Origin of the sequence: Pseudoalteromonas sp. SWXJZ94C (assembly GCF_015864385.1) — a bacterium.
Taxonomy (GTDB): domain Bacteria; phylum Pseudomonadota; class Gammaproteobacteria; order Enterobacterales; family Alteromonadaceae; genus Pseudoalteromonas.
The window spans coordinates 35277-60311 of sequence record NZ_JADYXF010000016.1 but is presented as its reverse complement, the minus strand read 5'-3'; the positions used below and the strand labels follow the sequence as shown (position 1 = coordinate 60311).

Below are 25035 nucleotides of genomic sequence, written 5' to 3'. Positions count from 1 at the left end.
CATATTTCAAAAGGCAAAAAGAAAGACGCGATCTATTGCTTTCTTGTGGCGGCTGAGAGCGATAACCGGTCATTGAGGTTGGCTAAATATCGTCGTTAATTGATTGGTTAAACTGCTCTTTGCGCATATATTCATTAAAATGAGCGCTGCGCGCATATTGATTCATTTAACTTTACCTAAAAAATTTAGAAAACTTAGTGATAGTAATGCCTTAGGTAATTTGTTAAAAGTAGATAAATGAGCGTTAAGTCGGCAGAAATATGCGCGATGAGTGCACTATTAAATTGTTATAACCCTCTGTCATGTCGGAGTAATTTTGAGTAGATGTATTTTTAAAGATCAAACCTTAGGGCAGTATGATTTTGGCTTACAGCAAATTGAAATTAACAATAAGGGTAATGGTAAGTCCGTTGAAGATATTGAAAGAATAATCAACACAAAGAACCTCAATACTCTTAGTAATACTGAACTTGAGATATTTAAAACGTATAAACACGAATCTACTCATTTATTAGATGGGACTTCAACTCTGTGGGGGATGGAATACACCTGTAGAATGTATAATTGGTTTAATAACCCAACTGAAGCGTATTTAAAAGTAATCTCTTTAAATGATGCAGAGATTCAGATGCATTCCAAACTGCTACAAAACCCAAATACAGCTCAAAACTTTCTTAAATTAAAGTATTCACTTGAGCATGACGAACAGTGTGGCGTGTTTGTTCATATACATTATTTAAATGAATATGATGGCGTAATTCAGTCAACGCCAATCACAATGCTTTCTCTGCTTGAAGGGCATGCATACTCACAAGAGCAGTTAATATCATGTGATTTATATGAAGATGATTTAGTATCTTCAAATTTGTTAGTCGCGCAGGTTAATGAAGATATAAATTCTCTTAGTGGCAGTGAATACTCTTGCTTTCTTGCGTTGATAAATCAGCTGTTTCCTGAGTTGAAATTACGTCAAAAGCTATTGATAATGATCCTTATTTCAAGGTTTTCTCTAAATGCCCCTACCTTTTTTATTGGTTCATTCCCTGAATATATTTTAAGTCATATATTCTCTGGTGCGCCACAAGAGTTAATTAGCGCTTTGAAAATGGAAATGTCGAGAGGCATGCACCGTAGTACACTTTGCCTAGCTTTGCTGCTGTGTTTGGCAATGCATTCAGAAACGACTAAAAGGATCACTAATTCGACAACGTTAGAAGAAATGGAAGGAGTTTTATTAAAGATTTATCAAAGTAAAAATAAGTCGATTGAGGATGTTAAATCGTCGTTATTACTTCAATATAAGTTGGAGTTTGAATTGGTGTCAGAGCTTCTAAATGAAAAAGGAGCGTATTTAGCCAAAAAACTAGCAGATCAATTCAAAGATAAAAACTGGTATTTTGACGATTTAAACACTCTTGAACTTCCAGATTTTTTCTTATCGGACGGCGATAAAGCAGAGCCTAGTAAACGTATTGATTATGATATGGAAGCACATATGGATGATAAGCTTGAAAAGGTAGTTAATTTAGAAAGCGCCCTTAAAGGGCTAGGTGTGGCTAGACAGCATTTATATCCGAACGTTTACCATGACTGGTTAAATCGAATTAAATCAGGCGAGACTGGTACTGTATATTACCCCGAAGCATCAAACGGGTTATAACAAACCGTTACGAACGTCCGGAAATGGCACTGAGCTGTCATTGATATTAACTATCAACTCAGCTCTTTTATCGCTCTGCTTATCCCGTCTAAACTCAGCGCATACATGCGATTGTTCATTAACTCTTTTATAAAGCCAATCGATTGATAGTAAGGCCAGTGTTCAATGGGTTGTGGGTTGAGCCAGGCGACTTTATCAAAGTGATTTGTGACACGTTGTAACCATGCACTGCCAGGCTCTTCGTTGTAGTGTTCTACCGAGCCGCCCGCATAAGCTATTTCGTAAGGTCCCATAGTGGCGTCACCCACAAATATTACTTTATAGTCGCTGGTAAATTTATTAATCAGTGTCATGGTGTCAATCACGTTTGAATGGCGGCGTGCGTTGTCTTGCCAAACGTGCTCGTATAAACAGTTATGAAAGTAGTAAAACTCTAAATGTTTAAATTCGCTGTGGGCTGCGCTAAATAATTCTTCGCAAGTGTGAATGTAGTCATCCATTGAGCCGCCAATATCAAACAGCATGAGTACTTTTACTGCATTGTGGCGCTCGGGTGCCATTTTTACATCAAGCATGCCACCTTGCTTTGCGGTAGCGCGAATAGTCTCGTTTAAATCTAGCGTGTCGCTTGCGCCAGTGCGAGCAAATTTACGTAACTTTTTAAGGGCGAGTTTAATTGTGCGCGAGCCAATTTCTCTGTCGGTGTCGAGGTTTTTGTATTCTCGTTTATCCCACACTTTTACCGCTTGGCGGTTACAGTTGCCGTCTTGCCCAATACGTACGCCTTCGGGGTTATAGCCATAGGCACCAAAAGGTGATGTGCCGCCAGTGCCCACCCATTTATTGCCGCCTGCGTGGCGTTTTTGTTGCTCTTCTAAACGCTCTTTTAGGGTTTTCATAAGCTCGTCGAGTCCGCCCATAGCTTTAAGTTGGGCTTTTTCTTCATCGCTTAGGTTTTTTTCGAATTCTTTACGTAGCCAGTCTTCAGGTAAGTTGTGCTGTTGCTTTAAGCTCTCGAGCAAATCGAGGTCAGCAATACCACTAAAATAGTCGCTAAAGGCTTTGTCAAATCGGTCAAAGTGCGTTTCGTCTTTTACCATTATGGTGCGTGCTAAATGGTAAAAGGCGTCTACGTCGGCAAATATAACACCTTTTTTTAAGGCGTTAATTAAGTCGAGTAACTCGCGCAGGCTTACCGGTAAACGGTATTTAAGTAGCGTGAAAAAAAACTGTACTAACATATTAGGGCCTGTTTATCTTTCGAGGTTAAATTTGCAGCAGTGTGTTTGGTATTTAGGCAAAGCAGAGCCTATGTAGTGTGGTTATTCCCCATAAATAGGCGATAACACAGCATAAATACCAAACACGCGCTGCCTGAAGGTTCGTCCTAGGGACGATTAATTCTTTGTTGCTCGGCTTTTACTTAGCCCACTAGGCTACAAACCTCGCGCCACGATTAAATCGTCCCTAGTTAGAACAAATTTTAATCCTGAAAGGTCAACAGGCCCTAGCGACGGCTCATAAACGCGAGCTTTTCGATTAGGCTGATGTCTTGCTCATTTTTGAGTAATGCGCCAAACATGGGCATTAAACCGCCTTTTTTAGCTTTATCGTGCAGTGTTTTTGCGTCTATGTCTTCTGCCATTAGTAATTTAAGCCAGTCGAGTAATTCGCTGGTAGATGGTTTCTTTTTAAGGCCGTTTGCTTCGCGCAGGTTAAAAAATACCTCAAGTGCTTGGCGTACTAAATCCTGTTTAACGTTAGGGTAGTGTACGTCAATAATTTGCTGCATTTCATCGCTGCTAGGAAAATCAATATAATGAAAAAAGCAGCGGCGTAAAAATGCGTCCGGCAATTCTTTTTCATTATTGGAAGTGATGATCACAATAGGGCGCTCTTTTGCGACAATGCGCTCGTTAGTTTCATAAACATGAAACTCCATTTTATCAAGCTCAAGTAGTAAGTCGTTTGGGAACTCTATATCGGCTTTATCTATTTCATCAATGAGTAGTACTGGGCGTTTGCCGTTAAGCTCTGCATATGTAAATGCCTGCCAAAGCTTACCTTTAACGATGTAGTTGCCAATATTGTGTACACGTTCGTCACCTAATTGGCTGTCGCGCAGGCGCGAAACCGCGTCGTACTCGTATAAACCTTGCTGCGCTTTAGTGGTCGATTTTATGTGCCACTGAATAAGCGTGGTATCTAGGCTTTTAGCCAACTCCTCAGCCAGCATAGTTTTACCTGTGCCAGGTTCGCCTTTAATTAAAAGTGGTTTTTCGAGCATAATGGCAGCATTTACAGCTTGTTTAAGCGCGCTACTTGCTATGTAATTGTCAGTTGAATTAAATTGCACGGTGTACCCTTGTCTGGTCTGAGGAGTAAGTTATTTTGTTATAATGCCATAGTTAAACGGCAGGTCCAAGGTAGGCAAAACGCTGTATGACCTCACCTTCTTTTTCAACAGTTTCTAAAAACATACTAAGTGGGCGCGCCCACATACCAAATTCACCATATAGCGCTTGATAAATCACAAGCTGCTCCTCGGTTTCGCTATGGGTGGCAACATGAACAACTTTGTATTGCGGCCCTTTGTAGTGTTGGTATATGCCTGGTTTGAGTGAAAGTGGTTTTATTGCTGTAGTCATGTTTTGATCTCTTGTATAATTTGGCTTTGCACTTTTAATGCTAACTAATTTGCCGACACTATGAACTATATTTCTTTAGATGATTACAAAAAAGCGTGGGTTTTTCGCCACAAAGACATTCCTGTTTCAGACGAAGATGCTGCAAACATTAAACCAATGAGCCATGAACGCGCTGCTGTCCTTTGGACAACGATGGTGAGCCGTGAGTTTGATCACCCAGATTTTTTTGACGACACCGATTGGTGCGGACAAGATAAAAGCTTTAGCCAAGAAGTTAATTGGGAAGATGCGTGGGAAAATGGTGATGCGTTGCCACCAGAAGCTATTTTAACTTTTTTAGGTTGGGAAGCTAATACCACCGTTTATTTTTGTATGGCTCGCGATAATATTATTGAAACAACCTTTGATGTATTTAAACGCAATTGGCAAAACTTTATGTTTTTAGCTGATGGTAGTTTGTTAATTGGTAAAAAACGAAATACGGTTGTGCAATTTTTAGAGTCGGGTAATGCCAAGTTAGGTGAAAAACCTAGCGCTTAAATTAATACGCGGTGCTTAAAAAATGTTCGTTATTGTGTTATAAAACATTTACCTAAATATTTTTGAGTACAGCTATTGGTCGCTAAAAATCAGTCACTTGGTGCTCAGCAGCAAGTAGAAATTTGGCAAACTGATGCACAAAAAGTGTTGTATGCACAGTTGTGTAATGCATTTTATCAGCGTGAGGTTCAACGATTAGTTGCAGAGCCTAATGCTGATAAGCTACGCCGCCAATTAAAAAGTTTACCTTATTATGTTGAGCGAGCAGCTACTTTAGTTGCTAATAGTCGCTCTCCTTTTACGCTTGATGCGCAAAACGGCACATGGCTTGAAAAGCAAAAACCGACACCACCCGATGTTAATGATCAGGCTAATGAACTTTTTTATCAAAAGTATGCCAAAGTTGGGCTAATAGTACCGGTTTTACTCAAAGAGCACGACCAAACTCGTCTTAGAATAGACAGTATTGATCAAGTAAGCGACAATAAGTTGCATTGCAATGAGCTTGGTTGGTTTGACTTTTTTGGCAATGGGTTAGATCAAAAAAATGTGCAATTAATTAAGCCTAATAAAGTGAGCCTAGCAGCTGCGTGTTGTGGGCATCAGTGGCAATTTTCAAAGCGTTGTATACCGCGAGTTTTATCGCTACGAGAAATGCTATTAGCTGGCAATATAAACTGGCGTAATATAAAACGTCCTTTAGCCTAATTGTTTGGTTGTGGTAATTATAAATTTAAAATAAGGAGTGTTAAATGCGATATTTTCAGGCTGGCCTACTTTGCTTAGCACTGTTTGTGCAGTATAGATTATGGTTTGGTCACAATGGCGTACAAGACTACACACGACTAAAAAGTGCTGTAGCGTCGCATCAACAAACTAATGAAAAGCTTATTAAACGAAATAAAGTATTAACTGCTGATATTGAAGATTTAAAAGTTGGCAAAGAAGGTATTGAAGAGCGTGCACGTAACGAGCTAGGAATGATTAAACCGGACGAAACATTTATTCGTGTTTTACCGGGCAAACAATATGGCAAATAAACAGACCATTGCTGCAATTGTACCCGCAGCGGGTGTTGGCAGTAGAATGCAACACAATGCCCCTAAGCAATATATACAATTAGCCGGTAAAACCATTTTAGAACATACCTTAGCTAAACTTTCTCAATTACCTCAGTTAAACACTATTGTTGTTGCTGTTAGTGACAGCGACCCATATTTTGAAGCGCTTTCTTTTACTGATACACGTATTGTTCGTGCCCGTGGCGGTAAAGAGCGTGCTGATTCAGTTCTCAATAGTTTACTTTTTTTAGCACCTAATCCACCAACATGGGTATTGGTGCATGATGCTGCGCGCCCATTAGTTAATATTACTGATATAGAGCGATTAATTAATGAATGTATAAGTGTTGATGAGGGCGGTATTTTAGCTAGCAAAGTAAAAGACACTATAAAACGTGGTGACACTCATATAGATCAAACCGTGCCACGAGATGATTTATGGCAAGCACTTACCCCGCAATTATTTAAATATGACGAGCTTAAAAATGCACTGCAAAGCGCATTATCAAGTGGTGCAACTATTACTGATGAAGCAAGCGCAATAGAGTGGGCAGGTAAACCAGTAAAGCTTGTAGCAGGTCGCAGCGATAATATTAAAATAACCACGCCAGAGGATTTAGACTTGGCTGGGTTTTTATTACATAAACAACAAAACGAGAGTGCATTATGATACGAATTGGTCATGGTTTTGACGTACATAAATTTGGCGGCGAAGGTCCGTTAACTATTTGTGGTGAAAAAATAGATTATCCACAAGGCTTTTTAGCGCACTCAGATGGCGATGTCGCTATTCATGCATTATGTGATGCTATTTTAGGCTCGCTAGCTATGGGCGATATTGGTAAGCACTTTCCAGATACGGCAAGCGAGTATGAAAACATCGACAGTCGTATTTTACTTCGCCATGTTGTGAGCTTAGCTAAAGAGCAAGGTTATGTACTTGGTAATGGCGATGTAACTATTGTTGCTCAAGCACCAAAAATGCTGCCACACATTCAAGCTATGCGCGCTAATTTAGCCTGCGATTTAAATTGTGACCTTTCGCAAATTAACGTTAAAGCAACTACAACCGAAAAGCTAGGCTTTGAAGGGCGTAAAGAAGGTATTTCGAGCCATGCAGTGGTTATTATGAATAAAGAGCTTGCGAGTACAAAAAACGCATGAGCAATTTAAATTATTTATACGGTGCACCGCTTTCTAAAGCAGATTTTAAAACCACTGCCGAAGATTTTATGGTTGATGAAGACCTTGGTATAGAATTTACCGGCAGCGGCGAACACGTGTGTTTGCAGGTAGTTAAAAAGGGCGAAAACACGCAATATGTTGCAAAGCTAATTGCCCAGCGTGCAGGTGTTTCACCGCGAGACGTAAGTTACGCAGGCATGAAAGATCGCCACGGTGTTTGCTCGCAGTGGTTTAGCGTAAAAGTACCGATTAAAAAGCCTATCGATTTTAGCGATTTAAATAGTGAGAGTATTTTTATTGTGTCGCAACAGCGCCACGACCGTAAATTACGTACGGGTTGCCACAAAGGTAATAAATTTACTATTACGCTTCGTAACGTGACCGAGCCGCTTGATATTTTATGCCGTATTAACGCAGTACGCGCAGGTGTACCTAATTATTTTGGTGAGCAGCGTTTTGGACATGGCGGTCATAACTTAGTAATGGCTGAGAAAATGTTTGCCGGTGAGCGTATTCGCGATAAAAAGCTGCGCGGTATTATTATTTCAGCGGCGCGCTCGCATGTATTTAATCAAATAGTAAATTTACGTGTAGCCGAACATGGTTTAGCTAAAACGATGCACCGTGAAGTGTTTATGCTTAGCGGCAGTAATGCATTTTTTGAAGATGCTATTAACGATGAAAACATAGAGCGATTAGCGTCTGGCGATATTATGATGTCGGCACCTATGGTTGGTAAAAGTGAAAAAGGCTTAACCGAACAAGAAAAAATATGGCTCGAACCTTATCAAACATGGTGTGATGGCTTAGGTGAGTTAGGTCTTAAAAATGAGCGAAGAATGCTGCGTTTAATTCCTCAGAACTTAACGGTTGAGACCATAGATGAAACTAGTTTAAAACTGAGTTTTGGTTTGCCTAAAGGGTGCTTTGCAACCGCATTATTACGTGAGCTGGTGGATTATAAAGATGCTAGCCCTCGAGAGCGAAAAGAAAAGGATGATGGCATAAATGAAGATACTGTTAAGTAACGATGATGGCGTAAACGCTAAAGGTATTGCCGTTTTATACCAAGCATTGATACAAATTGCAGAAGTGACTTTGGTTGCGCCTGATCGTAATTGTAGTGGCGCAAGTAATTCTTTAACGTTAATGAACCCGCTGCGAGCTACAAAACTCGAAAATGGTTTTATGTCTGTTAATGGCACGCCTACAGATTGCGTACATTTAGGTGTAAATCAGTTGGTTGATGAAAAACCAGACCTAGTTGTTGCGGGTATTAATCATGGCGCTAATTTGGGCGATGATACACTTTATTCTGGCACCGTTGCCGCTGCGACTGAAGGACGCCATTTGGGCTTACCTGCAATTGCGGTATCACTTTGCTCACATAAAGGTGAGCACTTTGAAACAGCTGCAGCTGTTACGGTAAACATTATTAAAGGATTGGCTTCGCATCCGCTTCCTAAAGATCAAATCATAAATATTAATGTGCCCGATATTCCATTAAGTGAATTAAAAGGGGTGCAAGTAACACGTTTAGGCGCTCGTCATAAAGCCGAAACCATGACTAAGCAAACCGATCCGTGGGGTCGTGATATTTATTGGTATGGATCGCTAGGTACAGAAAGCGATGCAGGTGAGGGTACTGACTTTTATGCAATCAATAATGGTTATGCATCGGTTACCCCATTAAGCGTTGATATGACTGCTAAAGACAGTTTAAAAGCGGTGGGAGACTGGCTTGCCGATTTGGAGATAAATCGTGCTCGCTAATTATACCCGCAGTGCTAAAGCGTTATCTGATTTACTAAAGCGCGAAGGCGTTGAAGATACTCAAGTGCTCGGTGCTATTGCTGATATTCCGCGTCATGTTTTTGTAGACGATGTGCTAAAACACAAAGCTTATGAAAATACAGCTCTACCTATAGGGCAAGGACAAACCATTTCTCAACCTTATATTGTCGCCCGTATGACCGAGCTATTACGCCTTGCTGGTGTACGCGATAAAGTCCTTGAGATTGGTACTGGCTCTGGATATCAAACAGCGATATTAGCTAAAACTTTTTCTAAAGTTTATTCGGTGGAGCGTATTAAAGCACTCCAATGGCAGGCTAAGCGAAGGTTACAAAAACTCGATTTATACAATGTAGCCATGAAGCATGGTGATGGTTGGCAAGGCTGGCAATCACAAGCTCCATTTGATGGCATAATAGTGACTGCTGCGGCCTCTAAGCTTCCACAAGATTTACTTGCTCAGCTTGCTGATGGTGGCGTGCTATTAGCACCAATAGGCGAGATTGATCAAAAATTAATAATGGTTATTCGCAAAGGCGATAATTATAAAGAGCATATTATTGCACCAGTAAGGTTTGTACCATTGGTACCTGGTGATATTGAATAGGAATTCATTTTGAAGTTGTTTACTAAGTTATACGATATGGCCCTTGTATGGGCAAAACACCGTCATGCGGAGCGTTATTTAGCTGCAATGAGCTTTGCTGAGTCAGTTTTTTTTCCGATACCGCCCGATGTAATGCTGGCGCCTATGTCGCTTGCGCAACCTAAAAAAGCATGGCGTTTTGCCAGCTTTGCCACTGTAGCGTCTGTTGTTGGGGGGATAGTTGGTTATTTACTCGGCTTTTGGCTATTTGAACCTGTTGTAGAGCCGCTTATTGCACAAATGCATTGGCAGGAAAAGTTTGATATCGCATTAAATTGGTTTAAAGATTATGGTGTTTGGGTGGTGTTTTTAGCTGGTTTTTCACCGATCCCTTATAAAGTATTCACGATTGGTGCAGGCGTTTTACAAATGGCGTTTTTGCCTTTTTTAATAGCATCAGCTATTGGGCGTGGTGCACGGTTCTTTTTAGTTTCAGCCTTAATGAAATGGGGTGGAGCAAAAATGGAGAAAAAATTACGTCAGTATATTGAAATACTTGGCTGGGGATTAGTTGCATTAATTGTCGTTGCATACTTTTTATTGCGTTAAGCTTTATAAAAACAACTTTATTAACAAAAGGCGCTAAGTACGATGAATAAACAATTAAGGTGTTATGTTGCTTTATTTATTAGTATTTTTCTCTTTGCTTGCTCGTCTCGTCACGTTCCTGCACCTGTCAGTAGCCTAAATAATAATGTTAATGAGTTTAAACATAAAATTAACATAACAGGCAGCCATTATAAAGTGCAAAAAGGCGATACTTTATATTCAATTGCCTTTAGTGCGGGTCAAGATTTTAGACTTCTTGCAAAAAATAACGAAATACCAGTACCTTATACAATATTTCCAGGACAGAGTATATCTCTACTAGCCCAGACTAAAAAAATAAAAAGGGATGAAAAATATACGAATTCGAGTAAAAAGTCTATAAAAAACAAACAAAAAAATAACATAAAATTAAAGAAAGAGCTTGATCCTCCAAAAAAACGAGAGTATGTTCAGAAACAAGCCAGTAACAAAGTTAGTAATACAGAGCATTTGTCGAGCAGTAAGGTAAAGTGGTTTTGGCCTGCAAAGGGTAAAATTACTAAACGCTTTTCTAATAAGGAAAACGGGTACAAAGGCTTGCAGATTACTAATAAAAAAGGGGCTTCCGTCTTAGCCGCAGCACAAGGAACGGTGGTGTATGCGGGTAATGCTCTTCGTGGTTATGGTAGTTTAATAATATTGAAACATAATGATGATTACCTAAGTGCTTACGCACATAACTCGAAATTACTTGTTAAAGAAAAGCAGGAAGTTAAGGTAGGACAAAAAATAGCAGAAATAGGTAACTCTGAATCTTTGGTCACGGCACTTCGTTTTGAAATACGCTACCGAGGAAAAGCTGTTAATCCTGCTAAATACCTACCCTAGCTAGGAATCGATAATTGCTCGGGAGAGGGCCTATGGCTAGCGCAGCAAAACTTAATAAAAACATCATGAATGAAGATAAGTTCGATGATACCGCCATTGAAGAAGCTACACCGTTACTTGAAAAAGTAGATGACGAAGATATATTTGCCAAAGACGAAGTCACTAAAAATTTAGATGCGACCCAACTTTATCTTGGCGAAATTGGTTTTTCTCCATTATTAAGTGCAGAAGAAGAAGTGTTTTTTGCTCGTAAATCTCTAAAAGGTTGCGAAGCATCACGCAAACGAATGATTGAGAGCAACTTACGTTTAGTTGTTAAAATTGCACGACGTTACAACAATCGTGGACTCGCTCTACTTGATTTAATTGAAGAAGGTAACCTTGGTTTAATCCGTGCGGTTGAAAAGTTTGACCCAGAGCGCGGCTTTAGGTTTTCTACTTACGCCACATGGTGGATACGTCAGACAATTGAACGTGCCATTATGAATCAAACTCGTACTATTCGCTTACCTATTCATGTTGTTAAAGAGCTTAACGTTTATTTGCGAACAGCTCGTGAGCTGACTCAAAAACTCGATCATGAACCAACTGCTGAAGAAATTGCAGCTAGTCTAGACAGACCCGTTGAAGATGTGACAAAAATGCTGCGTCTTAACGAAAGAATAGCATCTGTAGATATGCCTATTGGTGGTGAAAACGACAGTGTACTGCTTGATATCATCCCAGATGAAAAGAGTGCGGGCCCTGAAGGCGAAGTGCAAAACAATGATATCAACAAACACATTGTAGATTGGTTAGGTGAGTTAAATCCTAAGCAGCGCGAAGTGTTAGCACGCCGATTTGGATTACTTGGCTATGAGCCATCAACACTTGAAGATGTAGGACGTGAAATCGGTTTAACTCGTGAGCGTGTAAGACAAATTCAAGTTGAAGCATTACGTCGTTTAAAAGACATTTTGCAGCAAGAAGGTTTAAGTACAGATAGCTTATTTAACCAGTTTTAATAACTGTGCAAATTACTTAATAGACTATGTGTGTTAAAAAGCCGAAGAATTTATTCTTCGGCTTTTTTTATGCTTAAATACCAACCTGCATAAATATTTGAACAATTTAACGAATTAAATAAATCCTATATATAAGTAGATTGGTATAAATAAAGCAAATTTAAAGCAGTGCTTTTAACTTATATAACAAATCGTGCGCTTGGCGTGGCGATAAATTATCAGGGTCGATAGCGCTTAACTGCTCTTCTACTTCTGAAGGTGTACTTTGTGCAGCTTCGTTATTAAAGGTAAATGCTTGTTGCTCTGTATTTGGTGCAGTAACGCTTTGATGATTTTCGAGTAACTTAAGTTTTTGTTTCGCTTGTGCAATAACAGCTTTTGGCACACCCGCAAGAGCAGCTACCTGCAAGCCAAAGCTTTTACTTGCTGCGCCATCAAGTACTGTGTGCATAAAGGCGATTGTATCGTTATGTTCTATTGCATCAAGATGTACATTTACAAGACCAGTGGTTTGCTCTGCAAGCTCTGTTAACTCAAAGTAGTGTGTAGCAAACAATGTTTTAGCTGATATTTTTGACGCTAAATGATCGGCTGTTGCATATGCAAGCGAGAGCCCATCGTAGGTACTTGTACCGCGACCAATTTCATCCATTAATACCAAAGACTGCGCTGTGGCATTATTTAAAATAGTCGCTGTTTCGGTCATTTCTACCATGAAGGTTGAACGACCTGATGCTAAATCATCACTTGCACCTATACGTGTAAATATGCGATCAATATTACCTATTTTAGCGCTGTCTGCAGGTACGTAACTGCCAATGTGAGCCATTAGTACAATAAGTGCTGTTTGGCGCATATAAGTTGATTTACCACCCATATTTGGACCCGTAATAATGAGCATTTTACGCTGGCTGTTTAACTCAACAGGGTTGGCAATAAACGGTTCTTTCATTACTTGTTCAACAACGGGGTGACGACCTTGCTTAATGCTTATATTGTCGTTATCGCACAGTTCTGGTTTTGCATAATTTAATGCAAATGCACGCTCAGCTAAATTGTTTAACACGTCTAAGTCAGCTAATGCTGCTGCCATCATTTGCAGCTGTTCAATATGTGGAGCAATAAATCTAAACAACTCTTCGTATAGTTGCTTTTCAAGTGCAAGTGCTTTTGATTGGCTGCCAAGTACTTTATCTTCGTGCTCTTTAAGCTCAGGAATAATATAACGTTCGTTATTTTTAAGCGTTTGGCGACGAATATAGTCGGCTGGCACTAAGTGGGCATTGGCGCGGCTTACTTCAATAAAAAAGCCATGTACGCGGTTATAACCAATTTTAAGCGTACTAATACCTGTGCGTTCGCGTTCACGTAACTCTAGTTGATCAAGTACATCGGTTGCACCTTTACTTAAGTTACGCCATTCATCAAGCTCACTGTTGTAACCTGGGGCAATAACGCCACCGTCACGAATTAGTACTGGTGGATTTTCTATAACCGCACGTTCTAATAATTCTTGTAAATCAGGGAGCTCAGGCGAGTGCTTGATAATACCCGTAATACGAGGATCGTTAGCATCACCTAACAAAGTGTGTAGTGGCGCAAGTGCTTGTAATGCACTGCGAAGGCGAGTTAAATCGCGCGGGCGAGCTGTGCATAAAGCTAGGCGTGCAATAACTCGCTCTACATCACCAATCTCTTTTAATGATTCGTGTAATTCACCGCACAGCTGTACATCTAAAATAGCGCTAATTGCATTTAAGCGTGAATTTAGCTCGTCTTTATTACGTACAGGTGTATGAATACGGCGCTTAAGTAAACGAGAGCCCATAGGTGTTGCTGTTTTATCAAGCACTTGGGCAAGTGTGTTTTCAAAACCACCTGATAGATTAACGGTAAGTTCTAAATTTTTACGGGTTGCGGCATCTAAAATAACAGCGTGTTCGTTGTGCTCAAGTGTAATTGCACGAATATGTGGTAATGCAATACGTTGTGTATCTTTTACGTACTGCATTAGGCAACCTGCAGCAACAAGCGCACTATGGGCTTTATCGACCCCAAAACCAACTAAATCTTTAGTGCCAAATTGCTCACATAATAAGTGTTGCGCGGTGTCTAAATCGAACTCCCACTCAGGGCGGCGGCGAGCGCCTTTTATATGTTCAATTAGATGAAAATTTTCAAAGCTTTCGCTATACAGAAGTTCTGCCGGAGCTAAGCGCTGAATAGTTGAGCTAAAGGCTTCGTCGGTGTTAACCTCTACAACGTTAAAACGACCAGAGTTAATATCGAGGTACGCAATACCGTATAGACCTTTTTTACTTTGCCAAACGCTGGTAAGTAGATTGTCTTGTCGTTCTTGTAGCAAGGCTTCATCTGAAATAGTACCTGGCGTTACAATACGAACAACTTTACGATCGACAGGACCTTTACTAGTTGCAGGGTCACCAACTTGTTCACAAATAGCAACTGATTCACCCATTTGAACTAAGCGTGCTAAGTAGTTTTCTACCGCATGATAAGGCACGCCAGCCATAGGGATAGGATCGCCGCCAGCTTTACCGCGATGAGTTTGCGAAATATCGAGTAGTTGAGCGGCGCGTTTTGCGTCGTCAAAAAAGAGTTCGTAAAAATCGCCCATACGATAAAACAATAAAATATCGCGATGCTCTGATTTTATTTTTAGATACTGCTGCATCATAGGGGTTTGTTGTTTTATAGTGTGTGGTGCATAAAGATCAAACGACATGTATTTACCCAAAGGCTGAATATGGAATTACATCAAGAGATTAAAACACTTGCTGCGCAATTAGGCGCTATTTTAACGGATAAATGCTTATGGATCACTAGTGCTGAATCATGTACTGGTGGCGGAGTGAGTTATGCACTTACAGATACGCCCGGAAGCTCTGCTTATATTGACCGCGCATTTGTAACTTACAGCAACCAAGCAAAGCAAGACTTACTAAATGTAAGTGCCAGTACATTAGCGCAATTTGGTGCTGTGAGCGAGCAGACAGTACGTGAAATGGCACTAGGTGCAATTAAGGCAACAAACGCAAATATATCTATAGCTGTATCGGGTATTGCAGGACCTGGCGGGGCAACTGAAGGTAAACCAGTGGGACTTGTGTGGTTTGGCATACAAATTAATGACAAAGTACTGACCTATAAACAAATATTTACCGGCGACAGGGCTCAAGTAAGGCTGCAAGCTATTGTATTTGCATTAAAAAGTGTAATAAATGAGATAAAATAATAAAATTAGCTTGATACTGTGATTTCATACAGTATACTTGTTTGCATTAGCCGGATTTGGAGAACAAAATGAACGATAACAAACAAAAAGCGTTGGACGCAGCACTATCACAAATTGAACGTCAATTTGGTAAAGGCTCAATTATGAAATTGGGTGATAACAAAGCGTTAAACATTGAATCTGTATCTACAGGCTCATTAGGTATTGATATTGCTTTAGGCATAGGTGGTTTACCTATGGGACGTATTGTTGAAGTATACGGACCTGAGTCATCTGGTAAAACAACGCTTACTTTACAAGTTATCGCAGAAGCACAAAAAGAAGGCAAAACATGTGCCTTTATTGATGCTGAGCATGCTCTAGATCCAGTATATGCCCAAAAATTGGGTGTAAATATAGATGAATTATTTGTATCTCAACCAGATACCGGTGAGCAAGCACTAGAAATTTGTGACATGTTAGTACGCTCAAGCGCAGTAGATGTTGTTGTAATTGACTCGGTTGCTGCACTAACACCAAAAGCTGAAATTGAAGGCGACATGGGCGACTCGCACATGGGCTTACAAGCCCGTTTAATGTCGCAAGCATTACGTAAGCTTACTGGTAACATTAAACGCTCTAACACGTTATGTATTTTCATTAACCAAATCCGCATGAAAATTGGTGTTATGTTTGGTAACCCAGAAACAACAACGGGGGGTAATGCACTTAAGTTTTACGCATCGGTACGTATTGATATTCGTCGTATTGGTTCTGTTAAAGAAGGCGATGAAGTTGTTGGTAACGAAACTCGCGTTAAAATTGTTAAAAACAAAGTAGCGCCGCCGTTTAAACAAGCTGAATTTATCATCATGTATGGTGAAGGTATTTCTAAGCAAGGCGAGCTAATTGACCTAGGCGTTAAGCATAAAATTGTTGAAAAAGCAGGTGCTTGGTATAGCTACTGTGGCAACAAGGTTGGTCAAGGTAAATCTAACTCAATTAAGTTTTTGAAAGAAAACCCAGAAATTGCAGATGAGATTGAAGGCAAGTTACGCGAAATGCTTTTATTAAAAGCAACTATTGAACCAGATGATGGTGAAGATAAGTTAGGCGATGACGCTGATCTTTAACAGCCTCAAAATGAGTTTTTAAGCTTGATTTGACCCGAGCTTTAAAAAGCGTTAATCAGTAATGATTAGCGTTTTTTTGTTATTAAAAACTTAAAGTAGATAACCTGAGCTCTGGATAATAAATCTATCTCGAGCAGCTATTTTCAGCGCTAACTGCGTTGAATTTACTTGCAATAGGCCAGCTATTGACGCGTAAATTCGCCTTGTTTCCACTGAAAATCTCTGGCTAGAGAAAATAAATTTAAATACCACTATGATTCAATACGTTAGTAAATCTCTTAACCAGAGTTCAGGTTAGATAAAATAAAAACGACACATTAAAAATGTGTCGTTTTTTAATTTAACCTATAAAAATCTACGGTTACATCGCGCATGAGTAGGCACTGTATTAGTAATTACTATACTAAATGAAGAGCAGAGCGATCATACGCTATACGTTTTAATCAGATAAAAGCATTCTTTAGGGCGTGTTGATCTTTGTGGATTAAAATTTGTTCAATCTAGGGGCGGTTAAATCGCGGCGTGAGATTTGTAACCTAGTGGACTAAGTAAAAATCGAGCAAAGCTTCCGCGTCCTGCTCACGCCCCTTACCTACATCCATGTAGGCAACAAAGAGTTAATCGTCCCTAGAAAGAACCCAAATGGCAGCGCATGTTTGATATTTATGCTGCGTTATCGGCTATTTATGAGGAATAACCACACTATATAGGCTCTGCCTTGCCTAAAAACCAAACATGTTGCTGAAAATTTAACCACCAAAGATAAACACGCCCTAATAGTTAAAGAATGCGACCTAATTAAAATAGAACTTTAAAAGCGATAAGTTAAGCTAACTTTACCGCTAATAGGAGAGCCATAAAAACCAACATTGGCTAAGCTAGTAATATGTTTTTCATCTGTAATGTTATCAATGTTAGCTTGAATTGATAAGTCTTCGCTAGCATCCCATCGAGCAAATGCGTTCATAAGTAAATAAGAATCCTGCTTAACATTGCTGGCTATATTTTCTGTTTTTGATTGCCATTTACCGGCTAAACCAAACTGAAACTCAGGTAGCTGAGGCAGCGTATAATCTAATGAAAAATTAACAACATTTTCAGGTTCCCATTCATGAGAACTGTCGCCTGCGTCATCATTTATATCTAAGTATGTATATGCAAATACAGCATTTAGATCATCAGTTATGTGTCCGGTTAATTCTAATTCAAAGCCTTGGGTATCTTGATCAGCTCCTTTATAGTAAGTAAATCCAGATGCGTTTAGCCCTGCATAAGTTGCAATATTATCTTGTTTTGCACTAAATACGGCAAAGGTTGCAAGTAGTTGATCATCAAACCATTGAGTTTTCACTCCAACTTCGTAATTAACACCTTTACTTGGATCTAAAAATTTACCATCGTAATCGTATTGCTCTTGTGGCTGATAAATATCGGAATAGCTTACATATACATTAACATCATCATTAATTGCATACGTTGTTGCAAGGTAAGGGCTTACCTCACTTTCATCATTATCTATATCAACGCCTTGGCTAAAGCCTGTGCGCTCATAATCGATAGCGTTAAATCCCGCAATAACAAATAAGTCACTTGTTAGGTTTAATTTAGTAGAACCAAAAAAACGCTTCAAAGTAACATCAATATCAGCATACTTAGTTCGTTCACCCCAAATAGGCTCAGCAATCGCATCTAATGCGTATGGAAAAGCAGGCGCTAAACCATAAGCTTCAGTTGTTGCTGCATCGTAAGAGTTAGTAAAAGAGTAAGATGTACTTTGTGAAATACTACCACCAAGCATTAACTCATGCTCTTGGCCAAACAAGCTGTACTCACCTTTAGCTGTTATATCAAATAAATCAGCTGAGAATTCTGTATCATATCGTCCAGGAATACTGACTAAACCTAAATTAGTTTCACTATCAAACATTCCATAAGCGTCATAAAGGTAAAGTAATTTACTTTGATCTTCTGAGTCTTGGTAATTATAAGTTGTTTTAATTTCCCAGTTATTATCGAATACATAAGTATATTCAATAAAAGCTGTGGTATTAAGAGTATCCCATTTAGTCCACTCTTGGGTTGTACTTGTACTTACATCCCATTCTGCTTGTGTGCCATCGGCATATGAAAGTGGTAATCCTCCCCACATGGTTCCATCTGTATTCGCATCTTGATGTGAAGCACCAAATGAAAGTGTTGAATTACCAGTAAGTTGTCCATCAACTACAGCAGAGAAGTAAGTACGATCGTTTTCTAAACCATCAAGGTATGAATCAGAACCTTCTGCAGCACCAACAACACGTGCAGCCCAACTACCAGAATCTGTTAACAAAAATGAATAATCAGCTTGTAAGCGCTTTAAACCATAAGTACCTACAGAAATACCTACTTCACCTTCATTCTCATTTGTTGGGCGTTTTCGAACATAATTAATAGTACCAGCTGCATTACCAACGCCTGTTAATTGCCCATTTGCACCACGAATAACTTCTATTTTTTCATAACCGTAGCTTTCCATAGCACCAGTAACAAGACCCCAGTTATTAGGTAGACCAACACCATCAACTTGAGTACTTTTAATATCAAAACCACGAGACGTGTATCGTGTGCGGTTAGTTTCACCTTGTTCTACAGTAATACCCGTGGCCATTTTCAATGCGTCATTAATACTATTTGCTGCAAAGTTTTGAAGTTGCTCTGCGCCAATTACACTAATAGATTGTGGTGTTTCGTTAAGCTCCATAGTTAAACCGGTAGCACCTTGGCTAACTCGATCTTGACGTACACCTACTATTAATATTTCTTCCATTTGTTCATTGTTATTTTCAACTATATTTTTAGTTGATGTTTCTTGTGCTTGAGCTGAAAAACCCATGGCTAAAACTAATGAAGAAAGTGCAAAAGTGCGATTGAGTTTCATGTTTTCCCTTAATTAATATTTAATATTATTTGAGTTTATTTAAATAATAGCCATATTCTACTATTTAGAATTAACAAACTCAAACAAAAACTATTATCATTTACAAGCGTATTTGCATCTAACTAATGGGGATAGAATAATCTGTTAATAGTATTATTCGATATTGTTTATAAAGTGGGCTATGGGTTGCTGGGCTTTATTTGAATTTTTTATGGTGTTGGCGATGCATTACTATTTTTAATTTTCTTTTAATTTTTCTGTAAATAGACAATTAGACAAGATTAGAGACTTAGATTAAATAAGTATAAAATTTTAGGGTACGGTAAGATTTTTCAATAGACTTGAATGAAGTGTATAACTCAATTTAAATTGTATTTATTTGCAATTTAGCTTTATCGCTATTACTCATAATCATGCTGTTTTATAGGATTTTAGCGACGTACAATAAATTTATAGGTATAAAATTAAGATCTTTATTAAGCGAATAGAAAAATTTAAATAGAGTTATAAAAAAAGCGACCGAGGTCGCTTAAGGAAGTAATTAGATTTTTAGCTAATTAAAAAGAGTATTTAACAGAGAATTGTAAACGGTCTAAGTCGCCATCAACGCCACTTTCAGTTTCACGCTCAGCATGTTTTAGTTCAGCGCCAAACGTTAAACGTTTAACTGGAGAATATAAAATGTTGGCACTGTAGCTTTGGCTCGATTCAGTCGGATCGCCAGAAATTGAAAGTAAATCAGTGTTGTTGTCAGCAGAGAAGAACGAGTATAGGAACGTTGAGCGCCATTTACTTGTCCATTTATGTTGGTAAGCGACAAAACCAGATGTAGAGTCGATTGCATCTAAGTCATCGCCATTAAGTACCGCACCATGTGCCACATTTAAACCTACGTAACGACCTAAGCCTTTACCTTGGGTAAGCATAAATTTAATGTTGTCTTCGCCAACGTTTACTTTACCTGATGCACTCACACCGAACGATGTTTCGTCAGCATCAATTCCGCCTACTTTATAAGTAAGTTGACGAGCTAGTGCTGCAACAACAATGTTACCCCAATCAGCTTTATGTGTGTAACGTGCTGTAAAATCAGGTAGTGATGCATCATCAGTCGCAACACGTGTTCCGCCAGCAGTCGTTATTGTGCTTTCTGGGTTTTCTAATGAGAAAGACCATGCGCCTGTAGTATATTTAATTTGAGATTGGCGAATAAATACAGTGCCTTCAGCTGGACCTACAAAATCAAGTGTTTCAGCAAGCGCACCTACATTTTGAAAATTTGACCATGTTTGACCAAATAACCAGCCATCGTATGTTACATAGGCGTGGCGAATACGCGGTGCATATGAATTTGAAACACGTTCGTTACCGCCTGCAGCAGAAGCTAAAAAATCAATCTCAATTTTAGTATTAACGGTTTTACCATTATCCATTACTGTGGCTGTACCAAAGTTAAAGCGAGATTCACGTGCATGCATATCAAATACAGCATCAGAGCTGTTATCGTCGCCAACAGTTAGTGTGCTTGGCACATAAAAATCACGACCTACGTTTGAACCATCAGGAGCACCTGCTGAATAATCACTCCACATAGAGTCGAGTTTAATATATCCACCGTAAGTGAATTCTGTATCACCAATTTTAGCTGCTGTGGCTGCATATGCTGTGCTTGAAAGAGCACAAATAACAGCGCTTGCTGCAAGTGTTTTTAACGGGGTAAATTTCATTGTGGTGTCCTTTATTTAGGCTACTTGTTGTTTGTTACTTTTTTATTCGTATATTTGTGTTGCTTGCTACGAGCATTATTTACGAATAAATAGAAGCTTACTGATTTTTATTGCTCAATATACATTTTGTTTTCATTAGTTAAATAAAACAATTAGATATTACTAATATAAAATAATTAACTTATGCAGTAGGAATACTGTTAAATATGTATGATATTTACTCAATTACCTATTGGTCTATAAGACTAAGGTTTAGGTATAGAGTAGTTAGTGTTCACTTATATTTAACGCCTTGTATTTTTTATGTAAAACTATTGAGCGCAGAGGGATTATAAACTACAAAATGGTAATTTGAAGGGGTGTACAACTAAGGTCTAATACTTAATAAATCACTGCTGAGTAATCCTTGATAGGAGCCTAAGGCAAGTAATTTAAATGGAGACTAAGATGTCACAAAGTATCTATCCTGTTCCTGCGCACATTAAAGACGCAACACTCGTTGATAAAAATAAATACAATACGATGTACCAACAATCAATTAATGACCCTGAAAGTTTTTGGGGTGAGCATGGTAAACGTCTAGATTGGTCTACACCATATTCAATTGTTAAAAACACGTCATTTGACAAAGGTCACATCAGCATTAAATGGTTTGAGGATGGCTATCTTAATGCATCGTACAATTGTATTGACCGTCATTTAAAAACGAAGGCAGATAAAACAGCGCTTATTTGGGAAGGTGATGATCCATCTCAAAGTGAAAACATTACTTATCAGCAATTGCATGATGAAGTAGCTAAGTTTGCTAACGGCTTAAAAAAATTAGGTGTTAAAAAAGGGGATCGCGTCGCTATTTATATGCCAATGACCCCACAAGCCATTTATGCAATGCAAGCATGTGCACGTATTGGTGCTATTCATTCTGTTGTATTTGGTGGTTTTTCACCTTCAGCTATTGCCGATCGGATTAGAGATTCGGGTGCTAAGGTTGTTATTACTTCAGATGAAGGGCGCAGAGCAGGTAATTGCGTTCCATTAAAAGCAAATGTTGATGAAGCTGTATTACAAGATTCGGTAACAACTATTGAGCACGTTATTGTACATCAGTTAACGGGTGGCGAAGTTGATTGGCATGATCACGATATTTGGTGGCATGATTTAGTTGCTGATTTACCAGCGCAATGTGAACCAGAACCAATGAATGCCGAAGACCCACTGTTTATTTTATATACGTCAGGCTCTACAGGTCAGCCAAAAGGTGTTGTACACACAACTGGCGGTTATTTAGTTTACGCTTCGATGACTCACGAATACGTATTTGATTTAAAAGATGATGACGTATATTGGTGTAGTGCCGATGTAGGTTGGATCACGGGTCATAGTTATATTGCATACGGACCACTGGTTAATGGTTGTACACAAGTTGTATTTGAAGGTGTACCAACATATCCAACCGCAGGTCGAATGGGTGAAATAGTTGATAAACATGGCGTTACTATTTTATATACAGCTCCTACTGCAATACGTGCACTGATGGCTAAAGGCGATGAGCCTATTGCATCATCTAATCGCGATAGTTTACGTATTTTAGGTTCAGTAGGTGAACCAATTAATCCAGAAGCTTGGACGTGGTATTACGAAAGTATTGGTAAATCGAACTGTCCGATTGTTGATACGTGGTGGCAAACAGAAACTGGTGGCATAATGATAACGCCTTTACCTGGTGCAACTGATACCAAACCAGGTTCTGCAACGCATCCATTTTTTGGTATTGCTCCAGCATTATATGACGCAGAAGGGACTACTCTTGAAGGCGCAGTAGATGGTAACTTAGTTATTTTAGATAGCTGGCCATCGCAAGCTCGTACGGTTTATAACGATCATGACCGTTTTGAACAAACTTACTTTAGTGCGTACCCAGGTGTGTATTTTACGGGTGATGGTTGTCGTCGTGACGAAGATGGTTATTACTGGATCACAGGGCGTGTTGATGACGTACTAAACGTATCAGGACACCGATTAGGTACTGCTGAAATAGAAAGTGCACTTGTGTCGCATGAAGCTGTTGCTGAGGCTGCTGTAGTGGGTTACCCACACGATATTAAAGGTCAGGGCATTTATGTTTATATTACGCCAAATGAAGGTGTAACAGTAAGCGATGAGCTAACTAAAGAGGTACGTAATTGGGTACGTAAGCAATTAAGCCCAATCGCATCTCCAGACATGATTCAATGGTCACCAGGACTGCCTAAAACGCGTTCAGGTAAGATTATGCGTCGTATTTTACGTAAGATTGCAGCAAATGAGCACCAACAGTTAGGTGATACGTCAACGCTTGCTGACCCGTCGGTCGTTGATGAACTTATTGATAATCGATTAAATCGTTAAATTCGCGTTAAAAGCTTGATTATAAGTTGATTCTAAACGTAGTATATCGGCTGTTGCTTAGGAATAAGTACCAGCCGAATTTTTTAGGAGTAAACCATGAGTCAGTTTTTGATAGCGGACGACCATCCGTTATTTCGTGAAGCACTAAAGGGCGCATTGAGCGTAAAGTTTGAAGGTTTAGAGGTTTTTGAATCATCAGATTTTGACAGCACATTGCAGGTGCTAAGCGAGCAAGAAGATCTTGATATTTTACTGCTAGACCTCCACATGCCCGGTAATGGTGATTTGTATGGTCTTATTCGTATCCGTGAAGAATATCCAAGTTTACCAATTGCCGTCGTTTCGGGCAGCGAAGATGCTAATATTGTATCTAAAGTAATGGGTTATGGGGCTATGGGTTTTATTCCTAAGTCATCTTCATCCGATGATATAGCCAATGCTATTAACCAAATACTTGAAGGCGATACTTGGCTACCTGTAGAATTAAAAAATAAAGTAGCTGAAATTGAAAGTGAAGACAGAGAAATTGCAGCGCAAGTTGCCTCTCTTACGCCTCAGCAGTATCGTGTTTTACAGTATTTACACGAAGGCTTACTCAATAAACAGATAGCGTATGAATTGCACATTTCAGAAGCGACTATAAAAGCACATATTACCGCTATTTTTAGAAAACTGGGTGTATACAACCGCACGCAAGCTGTACTTATTGCCGCTAAATTAAAATTAGAACCTATCGAGCAAACGTAAGCTAAATTTAAGCATTAAAAAAGAGGCAGAAGCCTCTTTTTTAATGCTTAAATTTAATGTGTAATGCTCAGCTAAACATAAATATTTAACTAAAGACGACTGTTTTATTACCATTAATAAATAGTTTGTGTTCTGAAGCAAGTTGCAACGCTTTACAAAACACTGTTTTTTCTACGTCTTTACCCATCTTAGCCATCATTTCGGCAGTATTTGCATGCGTAACGTTAGTCACATCTTGCAAAATAATAGGTCCTTCATCAAGTTCATTATTAACAAAGTGAGCGGTAGCGCCAATAATTTTTACGCCGCGTTCAAATGCTTGATGATAAGGCTTAGCTCCAATGAATGCAGGTAAAAATGAGTGGTGAATATTAATTATTTTACCTTCAAAGCGACCCACAAATTCAGGGCTTAAAATACGCATGTATTTAGCTAAACCAATAATGTCGGGGTTATAACTGGCAATTAAATCACCTACTTTTTGATCGTGCTCGCTGCGAGTGAGTCCTTCGTGCGATACAACATGAAACGGCACATCAAACCCTTTGGCTAAAGGCTCTAAATCAGCATAGTTAGCAATTACAGCTAACACTTCAATATTAAGAGTTTGTTCAAATTGCTTTAACAGCATACCACCTAAACAATGTGCTTCTTTAGTTGCAAGTAAAACCACTTTAGTTTTTGCGCCGCAATGTAGTGCAAGTTTAGCGCCTTGTGGTAACAATGCGCGTAGTTGATCTAAAAAGTCGCTTTGTGGCTTACCTGTAAGCTCTGTACGCATAAAAAATCGCTGTGCGTCTTTATCTACAAACTCATTGTTACGCGTAATGTTTAAATTGTTTTTATGACAAAGCCCTGTGATTTTAGCTATTAAGCCTACATCATCAGCACATTGGGTGGTTAGTATATAGCTCATTGTCCTCATTCTTAC

Annotated in this window: 23 protein-coding genes; 16 read left to right on the top strand and 7 right to left on the bottom strand. The window is 39.1% G+C overall.

Features of this window, described 5'->3' with window-relative positions:
* The first annotated feature begins 316 nt into the window (after positions 1-316).
* On the top strand, positions 317-1660 hold the full coding sequence (locus I6F65_RS08840; RefSeq protein WP_197112479.1) for a hypothetical protein: 1344 nt from the start codon (positions 317-319) through the stop codon (positions 1658-1660).
* 53 nt (positions 1661-1713) lie between these two features.
* Here the strand turns inward: I6F65_RS08840 and I6F65_RS08835 are convergent, their stop codons facing one another.
* From I6F65_RS08835 to I6F65_RS08825, 3 genes are all read right to left on the bottom strand, one after another.
* Positions 1714-2901 carry a VWA domain-containing protein gene (locus I6F65_RS08835; protein WP_197112478.1) on the bottom strand — a complete coding sequence of 396 codons (1188 nt, stop codon included), beginning with the start codon at positions 2899-2901 and terminating at the stop codon, positions 1714-1716.
* A gap of 266 nt (positions 2902-3167) precedes the next feature.
* Positions 3168-4016 carry a MoxR family ATPase gene (locus I6F65_RS08830; protein WP_010554437.1) on the bottom strand — a complete coding sequence of 283 codons (849 nt, stop codon included), beginning with the start codon at positions 4014-4016 and terminating at the stop codon, positions 3168-3170.
* Positions 4017-4068: 52 nt separating this feature from the next.
* Positions 4069-4308 carry a DUF1653 domain-containing protein gene (locus tag I6F65_RS08825; protein ID WP_024594065.1) on the bottom strand — a complete coding sequence of 80 codons (240 nt, stop codon included), beginning with the start codon at positions 4306-4308 and terminating at the stop codon, positions 4069-4071.
* Positions 4309-4368: 60 nt separating this feature from the next.
* Here I6F65_RS08825 and I6F65_RS08820 point away from each other — a divergent pair, with 60 nt between their 5' ends.
* The 11 genes from I6F65_RS08820 (at position 4369) to rpoS (ending at position 11954) form a co-directional block, all read left to right on the top strand.
* Entirely contained in the window at positions 4369-4848 is a 480-nt protein-coding gene (locus I6F65_RS08820; protein ID WP_024610524.1) for a DUF2947 domain-containing protein, read from the top strand.
* 75 nt (positions 4849-4923) lie between these two features.
* Positions 4924-5556 carry a hypothetical protein gene (locus tag I6F65_RS08815; protein ID WP_024610523.1) on the top strand — a complete coding sequence of 211 codons (633 nt, stop codon included), beginning with the start codon at positions 4924-4926 and terminating at the stop codon, positions 5554-5556.
* A gap of 44 nt (positions 5557-5600) precedes the next feature.
* A complete protein-coding gene (ftsB, locus tag I6F65_RS08810; protein ID WP_166110607.1) occupies positions 5601-5888 on the top strand; it encodes a cell division protein FtsB in 288 nt (95 codons plus the stop codon).
* Positions 5878-6579: a 2-C-methyl-D-erythritol 4-phosphate cytidylyltransferase gene (ispD, locus tag I6F65_RS08805; protein ID WP_166110604.1), complete on the top strand. Its 702-nt coding sequence runs from the start codon at positions 5878-5880 to the stop codon at positions 6577-6579. The genes ftsB and ispD overlap by 11 nt, the downstream gene beginning before the upstream one ends.
* Positions 6576-7073: a 2-C-methyl-D-erythritol 2,4-cyclodiphosphate synthase gene (gene ispF / locus I6F65_RS08800; protein WP_166110600.1), complete on the top strand. Its 498-nt coding sequence runs from the start codon at positions 6576-6578 to the stop codon at positions 7071-7073. The genes ispD and ispF overlap by 4 nt, the downstream gene beginning before the upstream one ends.
* A complete protein-coding gene (gene truD / locus I6F65_RS08795) occupies positions 7070-8122 on the top strand; it encodes a tRNA pseudouridine(13) synthase TruD (RefSeq protein ID WP_024610519.1) in 1053 nt (350 codons plus the stop codon). Before ispF ends, truD begins: the two co-directional genes overlap by 4 nt.
* Positions 8103-8867 carry a 5'/3'-nucleotidase SurE gene (gene surE, locus I6F65_RS08790; RefSeq protein WP_024610518.1) on the top strand — a complete coding sequence of 255 codons (765 nt, stop codon included), beginning with the start codon at positions 8103-8105 and terminating at the stop codon, positions 8865-8867. Before truD ends, surE begins: the two co-directional genes overlap by 20 nt.
* Complete coding sequence (locus I6F65_RS08785) at positions 8857-9495, top strand: protein-L-isoaspartate(D-aspartate) O-methyltransferase (protein WP_024610517.1); 639 nt, start codon at positions 8857-8859, stop codon at positions 9493-9495. The genes surE and I6F65_RS08785 overlap by 11 nt, the downstream gene beginning before the upstream one ends.
* Positions 9496-9504: 9 nt before the next feature.
* Complete coding sequence (locus I6F65_RS08780; protein ID WP_166110597.1) at positions 9505-10083, top strand: YqaA family protein; 579 nt, start codon at positions 9505-9507, stop codon at positions 10081-10083.
* Positions 10084-10125: 42 nt separating this feature from the next.
* Entirely contained in the window at positions 10126-10950 is an 825-nt protein-coding gene (locus I6F65_RS08775) for a peptidoglycan DD-metalloendopeptidase family protein (RefSeq protein WP_166110594.1), read from the top strand.
* Positions 10951-10982: 32 nt separating this feature from the next.
* Entirely contained in the window at positions 10983-11954 is a 972-nt protein-coding gene (gene rpoS, locus I6F65_RS08770; protein ID WP_024610514.1) for an RNA polymerase sigma factor RpoS, read from the top strand.
* A 160-nt stretch (positions 11955-12114) separates the two neighbouring features.
* Here rpoS and mutS read toward each other — a convergent pair whose 3' ends face one another.
* The gene (mutS, locus tag I6F65_RS08765; protein ID WP_024610513.1) at positions 12115-14700 is read right to left on the bottom strand and encodes a DNA mismatch repair protein MutS; all 2586 of its coding nucleotides are present in this window, start codon (positions 14698-14700) and stop codon (positions 12115-12117) included.
* Between the two features lie 21 nt (positions 14701-14721).
* On the opposite strand from mutS, the gene I6F65_RS08760 reads away from it, so the two are divergent.
* Both I6F65_RS08760 and recA read left to right on the top strand, forming a co-directional pair.
* Positions 14722-15210: a CinA family protein gene (locus tag I6F65_RS08760; RefSeq protein WP_024610512.1), complete on the top strand. Its 489-nt coding sequence runs from the start codon at positions 14722-14724 to the stop codon at positions 15208-15210.
* Between the two features lie 68 nt (positions 15211-15278).
* Positions 15279-16322, top strand: a complete 1044-nt coding sequence (recA, locus tag I6F65_RS08755; protein ID WP_024591486.1) for a recombinase RecA — start codon at positions 15279-15281, stop codon at positions 16320-16322.
* A gap of 811 nt (positions 16323-17133) precedes the next feature.
* Here recA and I6F65_RS08750 read toward each other — a convergent pair.
* Entirely contained in the window at positions 17134-19242 is a 2109-nt protein-coding gene (locus I6F65_RS08750; RefSeq protein ID WP_024610659.1) for a TonB-dependent siderophore receptor, read from the bottom strand.
* Between the two features lie 557 nt (positions 19243-19799).
* Positions 19800-20969, bottom strand: coding sequence for a DcaP family trimeric outer membrane transporter (locus I6F65_RS08745; RefSeq protein ID WP_024610660.1), 1170 nt, complete (start codon positions 20967-20969; stop codon positions 19800-19802).
* Between the two features lie 447 nt (positions 20970-21416).
* On the opposite strand from I6F65_RS08745, the gene acs reads away from it, so the two are divergent.
* A complete protein-coding gene (acs, locus tag I6F65_RS08740; protein WP_166110582.1) occupies positions 21417-23357 on the top strand; it encodes an acetate--CoA ligase in 1941 nt (646 codons plus the stop codon).
* 96 nt (positions 23358-23453) lie between these two features.
* A complete protein-coding gene (locus I6F65_RS08735) occupies positions 23454-24104 on the top strand; it encodes a response regulator transcription factor (RefSeq protein WP_024610662.1) in 651 nt (216 codons plus the stop codon).
* Positions 24105-24189: 85 nt separating this feature from the next.
* On the opposite strand, the gene purU is transcribed toward I6F65_RS08735, so the two are convergent.
* Positions 24190-25020, bottom strand: coding sequence for a formyltetrahydrofolate deformylase (purU, locus tag I6F65_RS08730; RefSeq protein WP_197112477.1), 831 nt, complete (start codon positions 25018-25020; stop codon positions 24190-24192).
* Between the last annotated feature and the right edge of the window lie 15 nt (positions 25021-25035).